This is a genomic window from Ruminococcus sp. OA3 (assembly GCF_022440845.1).
Taxonomy (GTDB): Bacteria; Bacillota; Clostridia; order Lachnospirales; family Lachnospiraceae; genus Ruminococcus_G.
The window spans coordinates 875,700-895,333 of record NZ_JAKNTO010000001.1; the positions used below are offsets into that span (position 1 = coordinate 875,700).

Annotated in this window: 13 protein-coding genes; 6 read left to right on the top strand and 7 right to left on the bottom strand. The window is 46.7% G+C overall.

Annotated features, from left to right (window positions below; genetic code table 11):
• The first annotated feature begins 14 nt into the window (after window positions 1–14).
• Window positions 15–2,696 (top strand): TetM/TetW/TetO/TetS family tetracycline resistance ribosomal protection protein, encoded by a 2,682-nt coding sequence (locus MCG98_RS04040; protein ID WP_240300549.1) that lies wholly within the window; start codon window positions 15–17, stop codon window positions 2,694–2,696.
• A 323-nt stretch (window positions 2,697–3,019) separates the two neighbouring features.
• Here the strand turns inward: MCG98_RS04040 and MCG98_RS04045 are convergent, their stop codons facing one another.
• The 5 genes from MCG98_RS04045 to MCG98_RS04065 are packed head-to-tail and all read right to left on the bottom strand — an operon-like array spanning window position 3,020 to window position 9,359.
• Window positions 3,020–4,774, bottom strand: coding sequence for an ABC transporter ATP-binding protein (locus tag MCG98_RS04045; protein ID WP_240300550.1), 1,755 nt, complete (start codon window positions 4,772–4,774; stop codon window positions 3,020–3,022).
• Window positions 4,767–6,575 carry an ABC transporter ATP-binding protein gene (locus tag MCG98_RS04050; protein WP_240300551.1) on the bottom strand — a complete coding sequence of 603 codons (1,809 nt, stop codon included), beginning with the start codon at window positions 6,573–6,575 and terminating at the stop codon, window positions 4,767–4,769. The genes MCG98_RS04045 and MCG98_RS04050 overlap by 8 nt, the downstream gene beginning before the upstream one ends.
• Window positions 6,572–8,059 carry an energy-coupling factor ABC transporter ATP-binding protein gene (locus tag MCG98_RS04055; protein ID WP_240300552.1) on the bottom strand — a complete coding sequence of 496 codons (1,488 nt, stop codon included), beginning with the start codon at window positions 8,057–8,059 and terminating at the stop codon, window positions 6,572–6,574. Before MCG98_RS04055 ends, MCG98_RS04050 begins: the two co-directional genes overlap by 4 nt.
• On the bottom strand, window positions 8,056–8,769 hold the full coding sequence (locus tag MCG98_RS04060; RefSeq protein WP_240300553.1) for an energy-coupling factor transporter transmembrane component T: 714 nt from the start codon (window positions 8,767–8,769) through the stop codon (window positions 8,056–8,058). The genes MCG98_RS04055 and MCG98_RS04060 overlap by 4 nt, the downstream gene beginning before the upstream one ends.
• Window positions 8,769–9,359 (bottom strand): MptD family putative ECF transporter S component, encoded by a 591-nt coding sequence (locus MCG98_RS04065; protein WP_240300554.1) that lies wholly within the window; start codon window positions 9,357–9,359, stop codon window positions 8,769–8,771. Before MCG98_RS04065 ends, MCG98_RS04060 begins: the two co-directional genes overlap by 1 nt.
• Before the next feature lie 249 nt (window positions 9,360–9,608).
• On the opposite strand from MCG98_RS04065, the gene MCG98_RS04070 reads away from it, so the two are divergent.
• Together MCG98_RS04070 and MCG98_RS04075 are read left to right on the top strand one after the other, a co-directional pair.
• Window positions 9,609–10,283, top strand: a complete 675-nt coding sequence (locus MCG98_RS04070) for a TetR/AcrR family transcriptional regulator (RefSeq protein WP_240300555.1) — start codon at window positions 9,609–9,611, stop codon at window positions 10,281–10,283.
• A 74-nt stretch (window positions 10,284–10,357) separates the two neighbouring features.
• The gene (locus MCG98_RS04075; RefSeq protein WP_240300556.1) at window positions 10,358–11,614 is read left to right on the top strand and encodes an MFS transporter; all 1,257 of its coding nucleotides are present in this window, start codon (window positions 10,358–10,360) and stop codon (window positions 11,612–11,614) included.
• On the opposite strand, the gene MCG98_RS04080 is transcribed toward MCG98_RS04075, so the two are convergent.
• On the bottom strand, window positions 11,611–14,223 hold the full coding sequence (locus MCG98_RS04080) for a polysaccharide pyruvyl transferase family protein (protein ID WP_240300557.1): 2,613 nt from the start codon (window positions 14,221–14,223) through the stop codon (window positions 11,611–11,613). The two genes, MCG98_RS04075 and MCG98_RS04080, sit on opposite strands and share 4 nt — an antisense overlap.
• 67 nt (window positions 14,224–14,290) lie before the next feature.
• Entirely contained in the window at window positions 14,291–15,421 is a 1,131-nt protein-coding gene (locus MCG98_RS04085) for a sugar diacid recognition domain-containing protein (RefSeq protein WP_240300558.1), read from the bottom strand.
• 365 nt (window positions 15,422–15,786) lie between these two features.
• Between MCG98_RS04085 and MCG98_RS04090 the strand changes: the two genes are divergently transcribed.
• The 3 genes from MCG98_RS04090 to MCG98_RS04100 are packed head-to-tail and all read left to right on the top strand — an operon-like array spanning window position 15,787 to window position 19,612.
• Window positions 15,787–16,941 (top strand): uroporphyrinogen decarboxylase family protein, encoded by a 1,155-nt coding sequence (locus tag MCG98_RS04090; protein WP_240300559.1) that lies wholly within the window; start codon window positions 15,787–15,789, stop codon window positions 16,939–16,941.
• Window positions 16,942–16,965: 24 nt separating this feature from the next.
• The gene (locus MCG98_RS04095) at window positions 16,966–18,321 is read left to right on the top strand and encodes an MFS transporter (protein WP_240300560.1); all 1,356 of its coding nucleotides are present in this window, start codon (window positions 16,966–16,968) and stop codon (window positions 18,319–18,321) included.
• A 28-nt stretch (window positions 18,322–18,349) separates the two neighbouring features.
• Window positions 18,350–19,612, top strand: a complete 1,263-nt coding sequence (locus MCG98_RS04100; protein ID WP_240300561.1) for a benzoate/H(+) symporter BenE family transporter — start codon at window positions 18,350–18,352, stop codon at window positions 19,610–19,612.
• Window positions 19,613–19,634: the final 22 nt, after the last annotated feature.

A 19,634-nucleotide genomic window follows, 5' to 3' on the forward strand; every position in this document is an offset into this window, starting at 1 on the left:
AAGAGAGTATACGGATGAGAAGGACAGTAATTGGTATTCTGGCCCACGTGGATGCGGGCAAAACAACATTATCGGAGGCGATGCTTTTTAAGAGCGGCAGTATCCGAAAGATGGGAAGAGTCGACAATCAGGATGCGTTTTTGGACACGTATGCCCTTGAGAGAACCCGCGGAATCACTATTTTTTCCAAACAGGCACAGATGAGCCTGGGGGATCTGCAGGTGACACTGCTGGATACTCCGGGTCATGTGGACTTTTCTGCGGAAATGGAGCGCACGCTGCAGGTGCTGGACTATGCGATCCTGGTGATAAGCGGAGCGGACGGTGTACAGGGGCATACGCAGACACTGTGGAGGCTGCTGGCGAGGTATCAGATACCAGTATTTCTGTTTATCAACAAGATGGATCAGGAAGGGACGGACAGTCAGAAGCTTCTTGCAGAGCTGAAAAGCCGGCTGGATGATGGCTGTATTGATTTTGGCGGACCTCATGAATATGACTTTTATGAGAGTCTTGCGATGTGCGATGAAAGGGCACTGGAGCATTTTCTGGAACATGAGACGCTAGAATCTGAAGACATTCGAAGCCTGATCTCGGCACGCAGGGTATTTCCCTGCTTTTTTGGTTCGGCGCTGAAGCTTACGGGCGTGGAAGAATTTCTTACGGGTCTCGTGCAGTATACAGAAACGCCATGTTATCCTGAGGCATTTGGTGCACGGGTTTTTAAGATCGCCAGGGATGATCAGGGCAGCCGTCTGACATACCTCAAGGTTACCGGCGGGAGCCTGAAGACAAAAACATCACTTACAAACCGCAGGGAAGGAATGGACAGAGATACTGTCTGGGAAGAAAAGATCAACCAGATCCGTATTTACTCAGGAGAAAAATATGAGACTGTCAGCGAGGCTGCGGCGGGTATGATATGTGCTGTGACGGGACTTACAGTGACCCGGCCGGGCATGGGCTTTGGGATCGAGGAGGAATCTATCATGCCGATACTGGAACCCGTTCTGACATATCAGATGATACTGGATCCGTCAGACAGCGTCAGCACGATGCTTCCAAGACTACGGCAGCTGGAAGAGGAAGAGCCCCAGCTTCACATTGTCTGGGATGAAAATCTGCAGGAGATCCAGGCTCAGGTGATGGGTGAGGTGCAGACAGAGGTGCTGCAGAGTCTGATTAAGGAGCGGTTTGGCGCAGATGTGAAATTCGGTGCCGGAAATATTGTCTATAAGGAGACAATCGCCGATAAGGTGGAAGGTGTCGGACACTTTGAGCCTCTGCGGCACTACGCAGAGGTACATTTGATCCTGGAGCCGGGGGAAGCCGGCAGCGGTCTTGTCTTTGAGTCGAGCTGCAGTGAGGATGTACTGGACAGAAACTGGCAGCGGCTGATACTGACACATCTGGAAGAGAAAGAACACCGGGGAGTGCTGACGGGGTCGGCGATCACCGATATGAAAATCACACTGGCGGCGGGCCGGGCGCATAAGAAGCATACGGAAGGCGGAGATTTCAGGCAGGCGACGTACCGTGCGGTGCGGCACGGGCTGAAACGGGCAGTATCCGTGCTGCTGGAACCATTTTATGAATACCGCCTGGAAGTTCCGTCGCAGATGACAGGCCGTGCGATGGCTGATCTGGAGCGCATGCACGGCACTTTTCGGCAGCCGGTATCTGAGGGGGGACTATCCGTGCTGACCGGAAGCGCGCCGGTGTCTGCGATGCGGGGCTATTCGCAGGAGGTAGTATCCTACACAAAGGGGCACGGGAGACTTTTCTGCAGTCTGCAGGGATACGGTCCATGCCACAATGCTGAGGAGGTCATCCTGCGAACAGGCTATGATTCGGAGCACGACCTGGAGAACCCCACGGGATCCGTATTCTGCGCACATGGTGCCGGGTTCGTGGTAAACTGGGATCAGGTGGAGGAGTATATGCACCTGGAACCTCAGCTGATTCCTGAGGGGGAGAAGCAGGCGGGGGAGTCCCGGGAGGCGCCCAGACAGTATCCTGTTGGAGCCCAGACTGAGGAACCGTGGATTGATACTGAGGAAGTGGACGCCATTCTGGCGAAGGCATATGGCGCAAATCAAAAGGGCAGGAAAACTGCCGGGGGCTGGAAGCAGCGGCGAAGTGCACGTACGGTGGAGGTGCCTGTGCCCGGAAAACACAGTGTCAGGCGAAAGCTGGAGGAATATCTTCTGGTAGACGGATATAATATCATCTTTGCCTGGGAGGATTTGAAAGAGCTGGCACAGGTCAATATCGACGGTGCCAGAGGAAAGCTGCTGGATATTCTGTCAAATTATCAGGCCATCCGCAGATGTCACCTGATCGTTGTGTTTGACGCTTACCGCGTTGGGGGCCATACTACGGAGATTATGGAGTATCACAATATACATGTGGTATATACGAAAGAGGCGGAGACGGCAGATCAGTATATAGAAAGATTTGCTCATGAAAACCGGGAGAAATATCAGGTCGTGGTGGCAACCTCAGACGGGCTGGAACAGATCATCATCCGGGGTCAGGGCTGTGGGCTGCTCTCGGCGCGGGATCTGCAGGAGGAAATACGGGAAGCCAATGCCGCGATTCAGGAGCAGTATCTTAAGAAGCAGCGGGCGGGCAGAAACTATCTGCTGGATGGGCTGTCGGAGGAAGAGAAAAAGAAGCTGGGACAGGAAGAATAAAATAGAAACACAGACAAGAAGAGGTCACGCCAGTTTTTTCGTATCTGTCAGTAGTTCCGGTTTTGCAAGCGGAATTCGGATTTTTCCGACATAAGTAAAAAAACTTTAATCGTGACCTGCATTCTTGGCGTAATAGTCATTAAATACATTTTTAAACACAGCGAAGTCATTTTCGCCCTTTGCGCTGTCTACATCATCGTCGATGGCGATAAACCGGACGTTATAGACGGGGGAGTTCCTTGACGATCAGTGTGGAAACGGAATGAAAGCGATTTGTCAAGGGTGTTCTGAAATATTTTAGGTTACTGCTGTTTGTATACCATCTATACACTCCAGCCAAGGCTCTCCTGCTGAATAGTATACAGTTTTTTGTAAAGTCCTTCCTGTAATATCAGTTCGCTGTGTGTTCCTTGCTCTACAACTTCACCATCATCAAGTACAATAATCTTATCGGCGTTTGCAATGGTACGAAGCCTGTGGGCGATGACAAGAACCGTTTTTCCTTGTATTAACCGCCCAATTGCATGCTGGATGCTGGCTTCGCTTTCCGGATCAAGGCTGGCTGTTGCCTCGTCTAAAAGAACAATCGGGGCGTCCTTTAGTAAAGCTCTTGCAATAGACAGGCGCTGCCGTTCTCCGCCGGAAAGGGTACTACCGTTTTCTCCCAAAATGGTATTATAACCATCGGGCATTTTGTCGATGAATTCGTCGCAGCGTGCAGCTTTTGCTGCCGCAAGCACCTGTTCTTCGGTGGCATCCATATTTCCAATTTTGATGTTATTGTAAACTGTGTCGTTAAAAAGAACCACATCCTGGAATACAAAGGACATGTATTCCATCAAGTGTTCCGGATCAAGCTCCTTTACATCCATCCCGCCAATTTCCATCTGACCTTTATTGACATCCCAGAAACGTGCGATTAGACGGGAAAGAGTACTTTTACCGCTTCCGCTTGGACCAACCAACGCCGTAATTGCTCCCGCAGGAATGGTAACGTTCACATTCTTAATAGTTTCCTCACCCTGCGTGTTGTACCGGAAGCTGACATTTTTCAGTTCGATTTCATACTCTTTTATCGGTTTTTCGGTGTCTCCTTCCATTGGCTTAATGTTCATCAGGGTTCTCATCCTTCGGATAGCAATCTGGTGATAGAATAGTTCTGGTAATAGCGTAAGTTCTGTAATGATGGGTCCATAAATTCTGGTGACAATCAGAAGGCAAAGCAACATCGGGACAAGTTCTATTTTGCCGCTTAACAGCAGGGAGGTCCCTGCAAATACTGTAATTCCGATACCAGACTGGACAATCATCTGTGCCCCTGTCACAAAAACTCCGGAACCAAATTCAAATTTGATCGCGAGATTTTTCATAGTGCGCAGTGCTTTTTCCAATGCTTGAAACTGCTGGCTGTCCAGATTGCAGGCTTTAATCACCTTGATTCCTTCTATATATTCCTGAACCTGTTCGGAAGCTTCCAGCTTCGCCTGGGCGTGTTTTTTCCCAAGCCGTTCCTGAAGCCGTCTGCTTGCAAAAATAATGAAAAAGGCGACAGGTACAGAAATGAAAATGGCGAGTGCCATACGCCAATCATAAAAGGCAAACATGATGCAGACAACAGTAATGGTTATCACATTAGAGATGATCTGCGGATAAATATGACTCAACACATGTTCGGAAGTCGCTACATCACCCATAAGATTTGTAGTAAGTTCCGAAAGGTTTTTGGAGTTGAACACGCTCATAGGCAACTTTCGGATGTGTTCCGCCAAAGCAATTCTTGTGTTTTCGCTCTCCATGTAAGAGGCCACATAAGTCTTTTTGTAGTCGTTCTTATTGCAGAGGTATACGATCACTGCGCCAATGATGCCGAGTCCAAAATAAACCCACATATTTGTCCATGAGATGCTTCCTCCTGTAAACGGCTTCAGAACTTCCATGACAACCTGAAGCATCACCATGGCCGGGATAAACATAGAGAAATTCGTCAACGTGCAGGCAACAATCGCTTTTTTCAAATCCCGATAGCCCTTGTCTGTCAGCATCAGCGCGTCCTGAAAGCTTGATTTTTTCTTAGCCATTGACCGGCACCCCCTTTTCCATAGTCCAACTGGCTGTTTCGTTGTAGGTCTTCCACATGGATGCATACCGTCCGCCTTTTTGCAGGAGGTCACCATGGCTCCCTTCTTCGGCTACACATCCATTGTCCATCACAATGATATGATCGGCGTTACGGACAGTGGAAAGACGGTGCGCAATGATAATCACCGTTTTTCCGCGCATCAGCTTTTCAAAAGCCTTTTGAATCAAATGTTCATTCTCGGGATCAGCAAAGGCTGTGGCCTCATCCAGCACTACCACAGGCGCATCCTTTACAATGGCACGGGCAATCGCAATCCGCTGCTGTTCACCGCCACTTAAATGGATACCTTGCTCTCCAATGACAGTATCGTAACCGTTCGGCAGCGCCATGATAAAATCATGGCATTGGGCGGCTTTAGCTGCCGCCTGAATTTGCTCATCGCTGGCATTCTGGTTCCCAAGCCGAATATTATCCCGGATACTCTGTTTGAATAAGTAAACATCCTGAAATACAAAGCTGACCTGTTCCATCAGATAACGGCTTTCCATCTGTCGAATGTCCACCGATCCGATGAAAACAGTGCCCTGATCCACATCGAAAAAGCGCGGGATCAGATGAGCAATCGTACTCTTTCCACCACCGGAAGGACCCACAATTGCTGTTACCTCACCTTGCCGTGCATGAAAATTTACATTGGAAATCGCCTGTTTTCCCGTGTCCTTTTCATAAGAGAAGGACACGTTTTCGAACTTGATATCATAGCTGCCAGTTGTTTTAGGAACTGGCGGTTGTCCAAGTTCTGGCTCTGCCAGAATCTGATCCATCGCTTCTATGCCGTTGGCAATGCGCATGGCATCCGAATTTACATACATGATTTTTGAAAGAACGCCCGCAATGGAAGGCACGAAGACTAAGTAAAAAATAAATCGGGATGCAAAGTCCTTAAAATCTCCAGTATTCATGCCAATCAGAATGCCCACCGGCAAAAGAAAAAGATAAATATGGTTAATAATCGTCATAAAAGCAGACATTAGATTTTCCCAGCTCAGCGTGTAGGGAATAACCATGGAAGTGTATTCCTTGATAGTTTCGTGCAGACGGTGGAAAGAGTAGACTGTCTGCTTAAAAGCTTTGACGACCGAAATCCCACGGATGTATTCCACCGCTGCGTTATTCATGTTCTCCAAAGAATTTTGATACTGGTCCATCATTTTTTTGGCGCCTTCCCGACCGTAGGCGATGCTCTGGATTACGAAACCAAGAATTACGCCAATGATAGCTGCCAGGCCAAGCCGCCAGTCTACGCTTAACAGAATCACAGCCATCACAACCGGAGAAACAGATGCGGCCACAATATCCGGAAGCTGATGGGCAATAAATTTTTCAACATTTTCAATATTTTCATCTGTAATTTTCCGGAGTTTGCCACTTCCAATCATTACATGAAATCCAAGAGGCACCTTTGCCAGGTGGGAAAGAAAATTCACTTTCAGTTCATACAGCGTACCAAAGGCCGCCAAATGTGAACACATGAGGGCTACAAAATACAGGATGATATTCGCTGCAACTCCTCCAAGCGCCATCCAGCCATAGGAAAACATACTGGTCTGCCCCAATGCGCTCAGGTCTGGATATACAGATAAGATCTGCCGAATAATAAAATAAATCGCAATATAGGGAATAAAACTGGCTACCGCCGCCAGCGAGGACAAAATAACAGAGGCAATCACCAAAGGCTTTTTGGTCATTGCCAGCTGCATCATCCTGGCCATCCCCGTTTTAGTTTTCTGCTTGCTCATAATTCCTCCTCACTTTCTCTGCATAATAAAAATTCTTCTTTTACCCTTGCTTTACCCTTGCTGTCAAGTGGATAAAATGCTTTGACTGTCCCATGGTCAATATGCAGTACGAAAGTACAGCAGGACATGATGAATTCCAAATCGTGAGTAATCACAAGCGACAACTCCGTCCGTTGGGAAACCTCCTGGATCAAAGTACAGGCACTGCGCATGCTTTCATAGTCCAGTCCGCTAGTTGGTTCGTCATAAATCAGGATTTTTTTCCCTGCGCACAGGGCGCTTGCAATGGCAACACGTTGTTTCTGCCCTCCGGATAGTGCCAGCGGATGGCAGTCCGCAAGCTCGTCAATTCCCATATCGCTCAGGATACTTTCCGCTTGTTCAGCCTGTTCCTCCGGAATATTCAGCATCACTTCGTCACGCACGCTCTCCGTAAACAGCTGGTGATTCACGTCCTGCATGACCATGTAACTTTCTTTCAGGCGCTTTTGGGGAGTCCGTTCCGTTTTGTCATAAAGCACTCTGCCCGTATGTTTCCGGATACCGCAAAGACATCCGGCAAGCGTTGATTTTCCAGCCCCATTGTGCCCGATCACCGCAATGATCTCTCCTGCGGGAATCCGCAGGGATTCGATATGTAGTACGCTGCGGCCGGATATTTTACAGTTCAGATTTTGAAACGCAAATTCATGCCCTGAGTATTCCGAACTCTTTGGTTCAGTCCGTAAATCCACTTGGTTCAGGTTCAGTGCCCGCAATCCCATCGCAGAGATCTGTGCCGGGTTGAAAGCAGCAATTTCTTCCCTTTTGTATACCGAACGGATCTCGCCTTGATCAAGACAAACAAAATGGTCAGCTATATCCATAAGGTAGTACAGGCGGTGTTCGGAAATTACCAGCGTTTTTCCTTCCGCTTTCAGCTTTAGTAAAACATCTTTTAGCTGTAGGATAGAAACAGGATCCAAATTGGAAGACGGTTCATCTAAAACAAAAATATCCGGATGGACCGCATAAACGCTGGCACACGCAATCCGTTGTTTCTCACCGCCCGAAAGTTCGAAAATACTTCGGTTCAGCAAACCGTTCAGAGAAAAGCGGTTCGCTGCTTCCTCAATTCGATCCAGTACGTTTTCTTTGGGCAGTCCCTGATTTTCACATCCGAATGCCAGTTCCGCTGTCGTATCCACGTTAAAAAACTGGCTGCGGGGATTTTGAAATACGGAACCAACATGCTGTGAGATTTTAGAAAGCTGCTGGTTTTTTATTTCTACTCTATTGATGGAGACATGACCCGACAAATTTCCTTCGTAATAATGAGGAATAAGACCGTTGATCAATCGGGTGATCGTTGTTTTTCCGCAGCCGCTTCTGCCGCAAAGGACAACGCATTCTCCCTTCTGTATGGTTAAATTGATATCGCGGATACTGTAGACATTTTCCGGAACATTTTCGTACCAGAAGGTGACATGCTTCAATTCAATCATAACATTCCTCCCGTCAAGGCGATTACAAAGGAAAACAAAATTAACAGATAATCCTGCACCCGTAGCCTCACATCCTCAATACAGGTACGCTTGATATCAGCGTCCAGCCCACGGGAAAGGGAAGCCGCAGCCAACTCATCAGCGATCGTAGCAGTTGACATCAGTAGCGGCACCATGGTATATTCCAGCGTCATCATCGGTTTTGTCAGCACAGAACGCACAGAAATACCGATTCCACGAAAGCGCATGGCATCCCGAACACTGTGCCATTCCTCAGAAATCGTTGGGATAAAGCGGAACATAACCGACAATGGAATAGTTAGTTTGCTGGGCAGATGCATCCGTTCAAAGGAAAGCATAAACTCGCTGACGGAAGTGGTTTTCATCAGCAATATACCCGCCATAAAAATCGGGATCATGAGTCTCCCTAACCTTACAAGAGAGAAAAACAGCGCCGCAAAGCCACCGCTTACTTTTAAAGATACCGCCCAGTCCAAAAGGAGCATAATAAGGAATGCGACAGTAAACTTCCCTGAGGTTTTTAGCCGTCTGTTTAGAGCCAAAAGTAGCGCTATCAGTACAAAGGTTGTTGCCTCCAGCCAAAAGGGCGGGAACATTAAAGATGATATGCCCACCCCAAAGAGCAGCGCAAATTTTGTGCGGGCGTCAATTCGAAGGAGGGGCTGCTGGGTAGCTTCAATAAGCTGCATTAAACCACCCCTGCCTTCTGGAAATGTTTTTTCAAAAGTTTGGATCCGACCAGCCCGCCAATCAGTCCGCCTAACATGGCAATTCCAATCAGAACCACAATAATCCAGCTCGGGGTGAACTTATCCAGCGTTGCGGCATAATCAGCGCCATAGTAAGCTTCGCAGGACTGGATAAAGGCTGGCTTGGCGTAGGCCAGCATCCAGAAAGGAGACATACTGGAGCAGGCAAAAACAACATAGCTGAGTATGTAGGATTTTTTGGATTTACGCCTTCCTGCCCGGACAATCAGTTCCGCTGTGATCCCCAGAGCCAGGCACCAAATCAGAGATACCCATACGCCACCGGTGGAAGTGAGAAGCCCTACGGCAGCCGCAAGAATCAGAATTGCCCCGAATTTAGGCACCTTTGTAACATACATCATATAAATGCATCCTAAAATGATTGAGTTTACAAACGGTGCGATAAGATACAGGACAGGGACAAACCCCATGATGGAAACTACCGCAAACAGCACGACCACATAAAGGGCGGCGAAGGCTCCGGCAACGATCAGGTCTTTGGTTTTTAGCTTGTTGGTTTTGGTACTCATACCTTTCCTCCTCAATTTGTTTTAATAAGTTAGTTTCAACTAACTATCGGTTATTATACAACTTAACATTGCTAATGTCAATGCGATTTTGTAACAACGTGAGGATGCGTATGATGTAATTGCAGTTATGGCAAATGCTGCAGAGCCGAGGAACAGAAAACAGAAGGGGAATAAATTTTTCCGACCATTGACATAGCATAAAATTCATGCTACTATTTTTACAGACCAACAGTCTGTATGGAGGATGGCATGGCAAGAAATAAATACCCTGAGGAGACGGTAAAACGGATTCTGGATACATCCGCAAGGCTGTTTGCAGAGAAGGGTTATGATAAAACCACATTACAGGATATTATTAATGTTACAAAATTATCAAAGGGTGCTATTTATCATCACTTTTCATCCAAGGAAGAAATTTTTATAAAGATCTGTACCCGTATTGGGGATGAAAATAGTGCGATTCTGAGCGAAATCAGAGATGACAGCAGGCTGAATGGCATTGAAAAGCTGAAAAAGATTTTTCGCACGTCACTTCTGCACACCAATCAGGAGACGATGCTTTGTATGGTTCCCTATCTGTTGGACAGTCCAAAGTTTTTGGTGATGAATATCCGGGAGATTTACGAAGAGGTTGTACCGTATTTTATCCAGCCCATTTTGGAGGAGGGGATTGCGGACGGATCCATTCGTATAGAACATACGAGGGAAGTTGCGGAAGTGTTGATGATGATGGCTGATGTCTGGCTGCATCCTCTGCTGAAGCCGACAACTCCAAAGGAGATGAGAGCCCGCTGCGAGGTATATAATCAGATGACCAGGGCTTTTATCGGATTTGAACTGCTTGATGAAGATATGATTACTGCTATGATAACTTACAGTCAGATACTGCAGGACCAGAGAGAGAAAATTAAAAACACAGAGTAAACTGCCCTGATGTAGGCAGTTTACTTTTACATAAATACAAACCGACGGTCGGTTTAATTAAAAGGAGGAACACTATGAAAACAAATAAACAGACATTGTTCAGAAAGGATTTTACGCTTGTTGTGATCGGTCAGATCGTCTCCCTTTTTGGCAATGCAATCTTACGCTTTGCGCTTCCGCTGTATCTGCTGAGGGAGACGGGATCTTCATCTCTGTTTGGCGCGGTGACAGCCTGTTCGTTTATTCCGATGATTCTTTTTTCACTGGTTGGAGGGGTGCTGGCAGACAGGGTAAACAAACGTAATATCATGGTTGGACTGGATTTCGGGACCGCGGGACTGATCCTCGTCTTTTATCTGCTTCACGGCTCGGTACCCATTGTGCCGCTGATGATCGTCTGCCTGATGATACTGTATGGTATTTCGGGGACTTACCAGCCGTCCGTGCAGGCCAGCATTCCCGTCCTCGTGGAACGGGAACAGCTGATGCAGGCTAATGCAGTGATCAACATGGTCAGCACGCTGTCCAGTCTGCTTGGACCGGTCATAGGCGGTGTTTTATTCGGAACATGGGGACTGACTCCCATATTGCTGGTCAGCATTGGCTGTTTTATAAGCTCTGCGGTAATGGAGATTTTTATCCGGATTCCGGTTGAGAGACAGCAGATCAGGGAAGGGATATTTTCGATCATCCGGGGCGATCTGCGGGAAAGCTGGAGATTCGTGCATGATGAGAAACCGGTGTTCATACCGGTAGTCGTCATCCTTGCACTGTTTAATATGGTATTGTCTGCGGTGATCATCGTAGGGATTCCCGTGATGGTTGTAAATATTCTGGGGATGAGCGACGTCATGCTGGGAATCACGCAGGGCGCTCTTGGGCTGGGAGGACTGGCGGGCGGTTGTCTGACAGGGATACTTGGCAGCAGATGGAAACTCGGCAACAGTCACTGGCTTCTTGTGATCTGCTCCGTCGCTGCAGCCTTTATGGGACTTGGCCTGTGTTCATTTGTTCCGCAGCTCTGGGGTTATATACTGATCAGTGTCATGAGTTTTTTCTCAATGGCAGTGTCTACATTATTCACAATCCAGATGTGTGCTGCCGTGCAGCGCCAGACACCTTCCCATCTGCTCGGCAAAATTATGGCTTCCATAATGGCGGTCGTCAACTGTGCATCTCCGCTGGGGCAGGCCGCTTACGGGGTGTTGTTTGAAGCATGTAAAAACATACCCCAGGTCGTCATGTTCGGAGCAGCTTTCATAGCAATTCTGCTCTCCCTGTATTCAAAACATGCATTTTTACGGCTGGAACTGGGCGAGCAGAATCGTTAATGCTTTTTGGAAAAATGCCTGTCCAGGGCAGCAAACTGACGCCCGGCACTTGTTCTTAATAAGTCCAGGTTCTTTAAACAACTCCCTTCATTTTGTTTTACCTTATCCCAGGTGATCAGTTCGGAAGCCCGGATGTCACCACAGGCACCATTGAATCCGGCATCTTCCAGCATGTGAACCGTCTTCTGGGAATAGACGATCGGATAGACGGTTTTCTGCATTAAAAACCCAAGGACATTGGCGTGGAATCGGGTGCCGATCAGATATTTAACACTGCCCAGGATGTGCAGGAACTCATTCAGGTTCCCATGGTAAAAGACCTTTTCAGTCATTGCCTTTTCTGATTCATCCAGGTTCTCCCAGATGGCTTCTGCGGCGACATTGTCCTTCTCATTTACGCAGAAGCACAGGAGCCGGACGGTCAGGCCTTCCCGGATGATGTCCCGGCACATCATAGTCATGCTTCTGATATACGTATCCTGGTATTGCTCCAGCTCTTTCCTGTGGGAGAGGGAGATCAAAGAGATTGCAGCACCGGTGTTTCCACAGGCCCTGTAGCGCTGGGAAAATACAATGTCGGCTTCACAGCGCACATTTTTTAAATCCCTGAACAGGTGGAAAGAGTACTGTTCTCTGAAGCATACGTCGCTGCAGAGTCTGAAAATTTTACGATATTCCTGCAGATAGTTTTCGTCGGTGTAAGGTCCGAAATTGATGCCAAGCATAAATTTCTTTCGGGAAACTTTTAAAAAATCTCTCGTTTCGGCAATTTTACGGTACCAGTTCAAAGGCTGCGTGAACATGGAGCCGCCGATCAAAATAAATGTGTTGCAGGATTTGACCCTCAGAATGCTGTCCTGGCTGTAAATTTTCACATTTTTATACTGGCTGCAAAAGCTTTTCGCGGAGGCGGACTGTAAAAGTACGGTAAATTCTTTATCTTTATATCTGTTTACAAGGATATCGAAAAAAAGATCGTCACCTACGTTACCATTGCCGTAGAAATAGACCAGCACGTCCGCATAGATCATCTGATCGCGTTTGATGATCTGTGAAAGCTGGCTGTTTTCTACTTTCTTTCCGGGGATAAATTCATCCAGAGAGGAGTGGACTGTGAGTAAATGATACGTTTTGATCAGATGATCCTGGAATGCCATGGCATCACTTCCGGCTACTGTTATCCGGTTAAATATAATGTGTTCCCCGTAAAAAGAACGAAGTATCTGGAAAAATGATACAGCCAGTTGCTTTATATTATGCAGGGCCTTTGAAGTTAAAATATCAACATTTTCGCCGAAGGCGAACATATCCACGATGATCCAGCCCATATGGCGTCTGAGGAGCCTGTCGGTGCGGTCCGGGTCCGTGTGTAAAGCACTGGAGTATTTGATTTTGACATGTGTTTGTACACGGTAAGCATCCGGGTTGGCAAATGCCAGATTTCTGGACAGATAGCTCCCCCATACATCCACAGGGGCAATGGAATGATAAAAGCTGTATTTCCCCAATGTTTTTTTCAGTGAAAATTCAGAATTACACCTTGCAATACGATAAAACTGACGGGGCGGGAGCAGACATTTCGCGGCGCCTCGGTAGTTTTCCTTCTGATACAGCACCCATGCATTCCAGAAATTCTCAAGATTCTGCAGGTTGATGTATTCCGGTGTGATAAGGCCTTCCTCGCGATAAAGCTTTTTCAATTTCATCAGCAGTACAGTTCGGATACCGAGATTCTCCCGGAAAATCAATGACAGATCATTCAATTCCCGCGCGAATCCATCAGAGTGAATAAGTTCTGTCAATGAGAGCAGCGTTTTTAATCCCCGGCACTTTGAAAAATCAAAAGTTTCCAGCAGGTCATGCAGGGATTCTGCATTATGAGCGGCCATTTTTAATATTTCATGCTGATATCTTCTGACAACATCTTTACTTAAAGAAGGGACGATCTGGTCAATGACAGTGTTTGTATACAGGGAATCATGATAGTCGAAGCTGTGATAGGTATAGTATGAAAGCCATCGATCAAGCATCAGCCCGCAGTCATGTGCATTCCATACGGGCTGATGAACATTATGCAGTATGATTTTTCGAAGGATTGCCTCCAGATGAACGAAAAAAGATGGCTCGTAGGAAATGATCGGACCGTAATCTTTGTTCTGGAGATCCAGATAATAGAACCGGGCAATATCAATGACGACTGGTTTGAGCTGTTGTATTATCCACTCTTCAGTTTCTGTAAGGGTACGGTTAATGAGTTCCCTGTTTTTGCGGTACAGCGTACTGACGCGGTTCCGGTCGACAGCCTTCTGCGGATAAAAAGTCCTGACGAGAATGACTCTTGACGGATCAAGGGTATTTTTCATAAACTGAACGTATTCAGACAGGCGGTCACGGACATCTGACACAGTTTCTGTCAGAACAGCGTCATGAATAAAATCTGCCAGCTCCAGGATGAGCCACGTTTTTTTATCAGGGCATACATTTGACAGGTTTTCTGAGGAGTAACGATCGGTAAGGGGTATTCTGTCAAGAGAGATATCGGGTGCAAAGCCATCCCCGTTACAGATGACATGCTGTAGCATATCAGAGCCTGATACTATAATTTTCAATATATTTTCCACCTCCCCACACTCCATTAAGTATAGCATTTGATTTTCGGGAAAGTCAATCTTGCTGTTATTTTCTGGACTTCAGATACCGGCACAGATAATCTGTAAAAGCACGGTCTTCTCCGTCCTGCAGGGGATTGATGTTGTACAGTTCCTTGATCTTATTGAGATGGAAAATCAGGGTGTTTTTATGGATATGCAGAGATCTGCTGCTTTCCACCAGGTTATAGTTGCAGCAGTTCAGTGCAGTTATGATCTCAACAAAATCCTGCCGCAGCGAGTCAGACATAAGATCACCCAGCGAATTAAAGACTCCATACATCTCAAGAGCGGGGATCTGGGACTGTATGTATTCGTTCATATAATCATAAAAATAACATCGTGGATTTTCATAGTCCCGAAGCCAGGTGCAGTGCCGGTAGGAAAACTTATAATTCTCCAGTTTGTTCTGCATGCTGCCAATGTAATACTGACACGGAATCTGTTTTTTCAGGAGTTTTTCGTATACCGGGATCAGAAAATCCCGGATATGATTTTTATACTCAGTGAAGATCTGATTCAGTGGCCGGTCCATGCTTTTAAAGAGTACAATCTCCTGTCTCTTGCTGATAAAGGCAATATCCTGCTGGGTAAATCCCGGGCTGCTGTAAAGAATATCCAGGACATTCTGGCGGCTGCAGTCCTCGTCGATCACCTCAAAAATGACAGCAAAACGTGGAATGCCGGGATCGATCATCTGATGACGTGCCATCAGGTGGATTTTATCCGTATCCTTGGAATCAGACTTTAAAAGCAGGCTGCAGAATTCGTCTCTTTCATTATTTTTCTGATCCATTTCTTCTTTATATACCTCGTGCTCCAGCATGGCTTCTATGGTAATCTTTGCCATAGTGATAATATCCATTACTTCTTCAGGAATCCCGGTGATACCGATCCCTCCTACGATTCTGTTATTGTTCATGATGGTCATATCAACCCCGTTTTTGACGCCGAGATATTTTTTGACATCCTGAGGATGTACCACGATATAGGGAAGTCCCTGTGTGATCATATTATAGGACGCCTCGTGGAAGACGCCAACCCGTTCTTTCTCTGTTGCGGCAATGATAATACCCTCGGTGTTAAAAACCATAAATTTTAAATCCGTGTACTCGCTGATCTTTTCAATAAAGCGCTGCGCAAATTCCTTTTCCAGCATGATGTAAATTCTCCGTTAATATATGAAGGTTGTCCTGTATGACTTACATTTTAGTCTATTGAAACAAGGAATGCAATCAAATCCCCCACATTGTTACAAGAATACAAAAAAATCTACAAAAAAATAGAATATCGTCCTAAATAACAATGTATCAATGATACAATCTTTCTTGTGAAATTTTGAAACATAATAATATATACAAAAACATAAAAGTAAGATATTATAGGTATGTAGATTAAAAATTCTAAAATCTTGCAAAATATACATCTTTATTTTTGAGTTGTTTGTTGTATTGAACAGAGGAACAATACAAGATGCAGGTTTTAGTTGTATCGGGAATACATTACAGACGGGAGGATACGTATATGAATTCACGCGAAAGATTAAAAATGGCACTGGACCACAAAGAACCTGACCGCATTCCGCTTGACCTGGGATCAGGGCATGCCTGCAAATTCACCAAATATTTTTATGTGAAGCTGCTTGACTATTTTGGATTAAAAGAGGAGCAGCTCGAAATCTGCCAGACACCCTACCAGTTAGTATACGCATCCGATAAAGTTATGGATCTTTTGAAGTGTGATGTCAGGAATGCGCGGATCAGATATCAGAAAGATTACGTGAGTCCTTATGTGAAAAACTGGGAAGATGATAAGTATACCTATTTTACTAATGACTTCGGCACCACGTACAGGATGCCGAAAAAGAATGGCCTGTACTATGACCTGTATGACTGTGCACTGAGAGGGTCAGAGAGTGCGGAGGAAGACGCCAGGTATATATTCCCAAAACCAAATCGACTGGTGCCGGGTATCAGAAAGGAAATGGAGGATTACCGTGCTGCGGGATATGCGACCACAACGTGTCAGGTATTTGGAAACGGATTTATGCAGACGGGACCCCTGGTATGGGGATATGAAGACTGGCTGGCAATGATGCTGGCAGAGCCGGAGAGATGCGAACCGTTTATTCAGGAACTGTATGACAAAAAGGTTGAGTGGTACGGATATCTGTTTGATGAGTATGACGGGCTGCTGGATGTCACAGCGGAGGCGGATGATTTCGGCACACAGAGGGGAACCTTCTGTTCACCGGAGATTCTGCGTGAGCTGGTATTCCCCTTCCATAAGAAACTCAATGAATTTATTAAGAAACGCCAGCCTGGAATCAAGACGACACTGCATACATGCGGTTCTGTGACGGCTGTCATACCGGATATTATAGAGGCAGGCTATGACTGTCTGAACCCTGTTCAGATCGCAGCGGCCAATATGGAGCCGGAACGCCTGAAGAGAGAGTTCGGCAATGATATCGTATTCTGGGGCGGCGGCATCAATACGCAGGCGACGCTTCCAAACGGAACTCCTGAGGAAGTGCGCGAGGAGACCAAGAGAAATATAGAACTCTTTGCACCTGGGGGCGGTTTTGTATTCTCACCGGTACATAATATTCAGGATGACGTACCTGTTGAAAACTTCATGGCAATGTGGGAGACATTCCAGGATAACTGCAAATATTAACGGGGCTTAAACAAGGGGGACAACATGGAAAAAAATATGAATAATATCTCCGGGCGGCTTGAGAGGCTTCCTACGTGCTCGGTGCAGTGGAAACAGTGGTTATGCCATGAAATCTGCTGGATCCTGGGTTCCGTTGGCCTGGGTACTACAACTTTCTGTATGACAAACATAGCAGCAGAATATGGTTTTGACTCGACGACAAAAGGTCTGGTTGCAACGATCGTTTATATCGGTATGTTTTTAGGCGCAACGATCTCCGGTTTACTGGCAGACAAAATCGGCCGTAAAAAAATGCTGATCACGGCAATCTGCCTGTGGTCCATCTCCAGTCTGCTTATAGCGATAACGAGCAGTGTAACTTTGTTCTGGCCGCTGCGCCTGATTCTTGGCTTCGGCATGGGTGCTCATTTTCCGTGCACGCAGTCCATGCTGGCAGAGCTGTTTCCGGCAAAAAGCCGCGGTCGCTGCATCTGTCTGCTGGAAGGCGGTTATCCGCTTGCGTGTATCGTTGCCGGCCTGTATGGATGGATACTTCAGATGTTCTTCCCGTGGCGCGCCGTATTTCTGGCGCAGGGGCTCGGCGGCCTGTGCATTTTCATCGTCATCTTCCTGATCCCTGAATCGGCCAGATGGCATGAGATGAAAGGAAACATAGAGGAAGCAAAGCGTATCGTAACCAATTATGAGGATCGGGTAAAGGCATGTACAGGAAAAGCGTTGGCTCCGATTCCGGATCCGGTTGCAGAGGTTGTTGATAATTCAGGAAAATCAAAATTTGCCCAGCTGTTTGAATCCAAAGATCAGACCAGGAAAACGCTGACCATGTGGATCTTGTGGTTCTGTGTATTGTTCGGCCACTATGGTCTCAATACATGGATCTCTGATCTGCTGGTTGGAAAAGGCTTTGATGTGGTGAAGTCCAACGGTTTTGTAATATTGATGTATCTGCCGGCAATTCCCGGTTACCTGATTGCTACTTATCTGGTGGAAATTGTCGGGCGTAAAAAGATGATCTTTTCGTATTTAATTTTGGCTGCCGTCTTTTCCTATATGTATGGCGGAGCCACAAGCATGACGCAGATCATTATCTTCGGCGGGCTGCTGCAGATGTTCAGCTTCGGTATCTGGTCGCTGATCTACACCTACGCTTCGGAAGTGTTCCCGACACGTATCCGTGGTATCGGTACGGGCACAACCTCTTCTGCCGGACGAATGGCGTCGCTGATTGCGCCGACACTGTTCGGGGCTATGATGCAGGCGAATATGCCGCAGATCTATATTTTCATTCTGGCATCTGTTGTCTTTGTAATTGGTGCGGTTTCTACTCTGATATTCGGTACAGAGACCAAGGGACGCAGTGTTGAAGAGATCAACAGCTAAAAGGGGTTTGTTAAAGGGGGCGTAAGTTATGGATAATCAACATCGGATCATAGATGGTATCAAAGATTTTCCAAAGCATGTGCATATAAAGAGTGTCACTCAGGGTATTGTAACTGGAGTTGCGGGATGGTGTTTTGCGTTGCTGCTGTATGCCTATGGCAATGATTGCGGGTGGTCAAGAGAGACGGTTGTTTCCTGGATATTCGCGTGCTGGGGGCTTGGATGCCTGAACGGACTAATACTTTCGTTGAAATATAAAACGCCGATACCCGGGGCCTGGTCAATCTCCGGCGCGGCGATTGCGGTGTCCGGTGTGACTGCCGGACTGACGCTTCCGCAGCTGTGCACAGGATATCTGCTGTCCGGGATCATTGTATTTCTGCTCGGCATAAGCGGAGTTGTCAGCAGGGTGATGAAATTTATACCCATGCCGATTGTTATGGGAATGACGGCAGGCTGCCTGTTTAAGTTTGGGACCAATATCGTACAGTATTTGTTTAACTGGTCATCAGATCTCTCGCAGACTACAAATGTTCAGCTGCTGCTGATTGGACTTCTGGCGATTGCGGCGTGGGTTGCATTCACACGACTGAAGATCCCCGCAATTCCACCGGTACTGGCGGCGCTGGTGATCGTGGTGGTGGGTGTACTGGTCTGTGGACTTTATGATACCAGCGCACTGGCAGGTCTGAAATGGAGCGGTCCGAAGTTTGTGGGTTATTCATTTAAAAGCCTGGGAAAGGTCTTTATTTCTATTACAATTCCGCTGACCCTGCTTGTCATTGGTGCAGAAAATACACAGGCTGTAGGTGTTTTGAAGGGACAGGGGTATGAGCCTCCGGTTAAGGCAATGACAGTAATATCCGGAATTGGAGGTGTGCTTGCTTCTCTGTTTGGGGGACACAATGCCAATATTGCAGGACCAATGACGGCGATGACAGCATCACCGGAATCAGGTCCAAAGGAAGACCGCTATGCGGCAGCTGTCATATGTATGATTTTTACGTCCTTTGTGGCGATATTCGCCAGTATTGTTGTACCGTTTTTGGATACAATGCCGATTAACTTGATTTATATCATTGGCGGTTTGTCTCTGATCGGAGTCATTCTCGGATCACTTCAGGATGCCTTTAAGGCGGGAAGATTTCAGCTTTCTGCGGTGATTGCATTTATAGTTGCACTGTCTCAGCTATCCTTTTTAGGGATAGGCTCTGCATTCTGGTCTCTGCTGATCGGTGTTATTGTAGCAGTCGTAGTTGAGCCGCAGGATTTAAAAACCAGCCGCAACTGATAACAACAGGAACAGGGAAAGG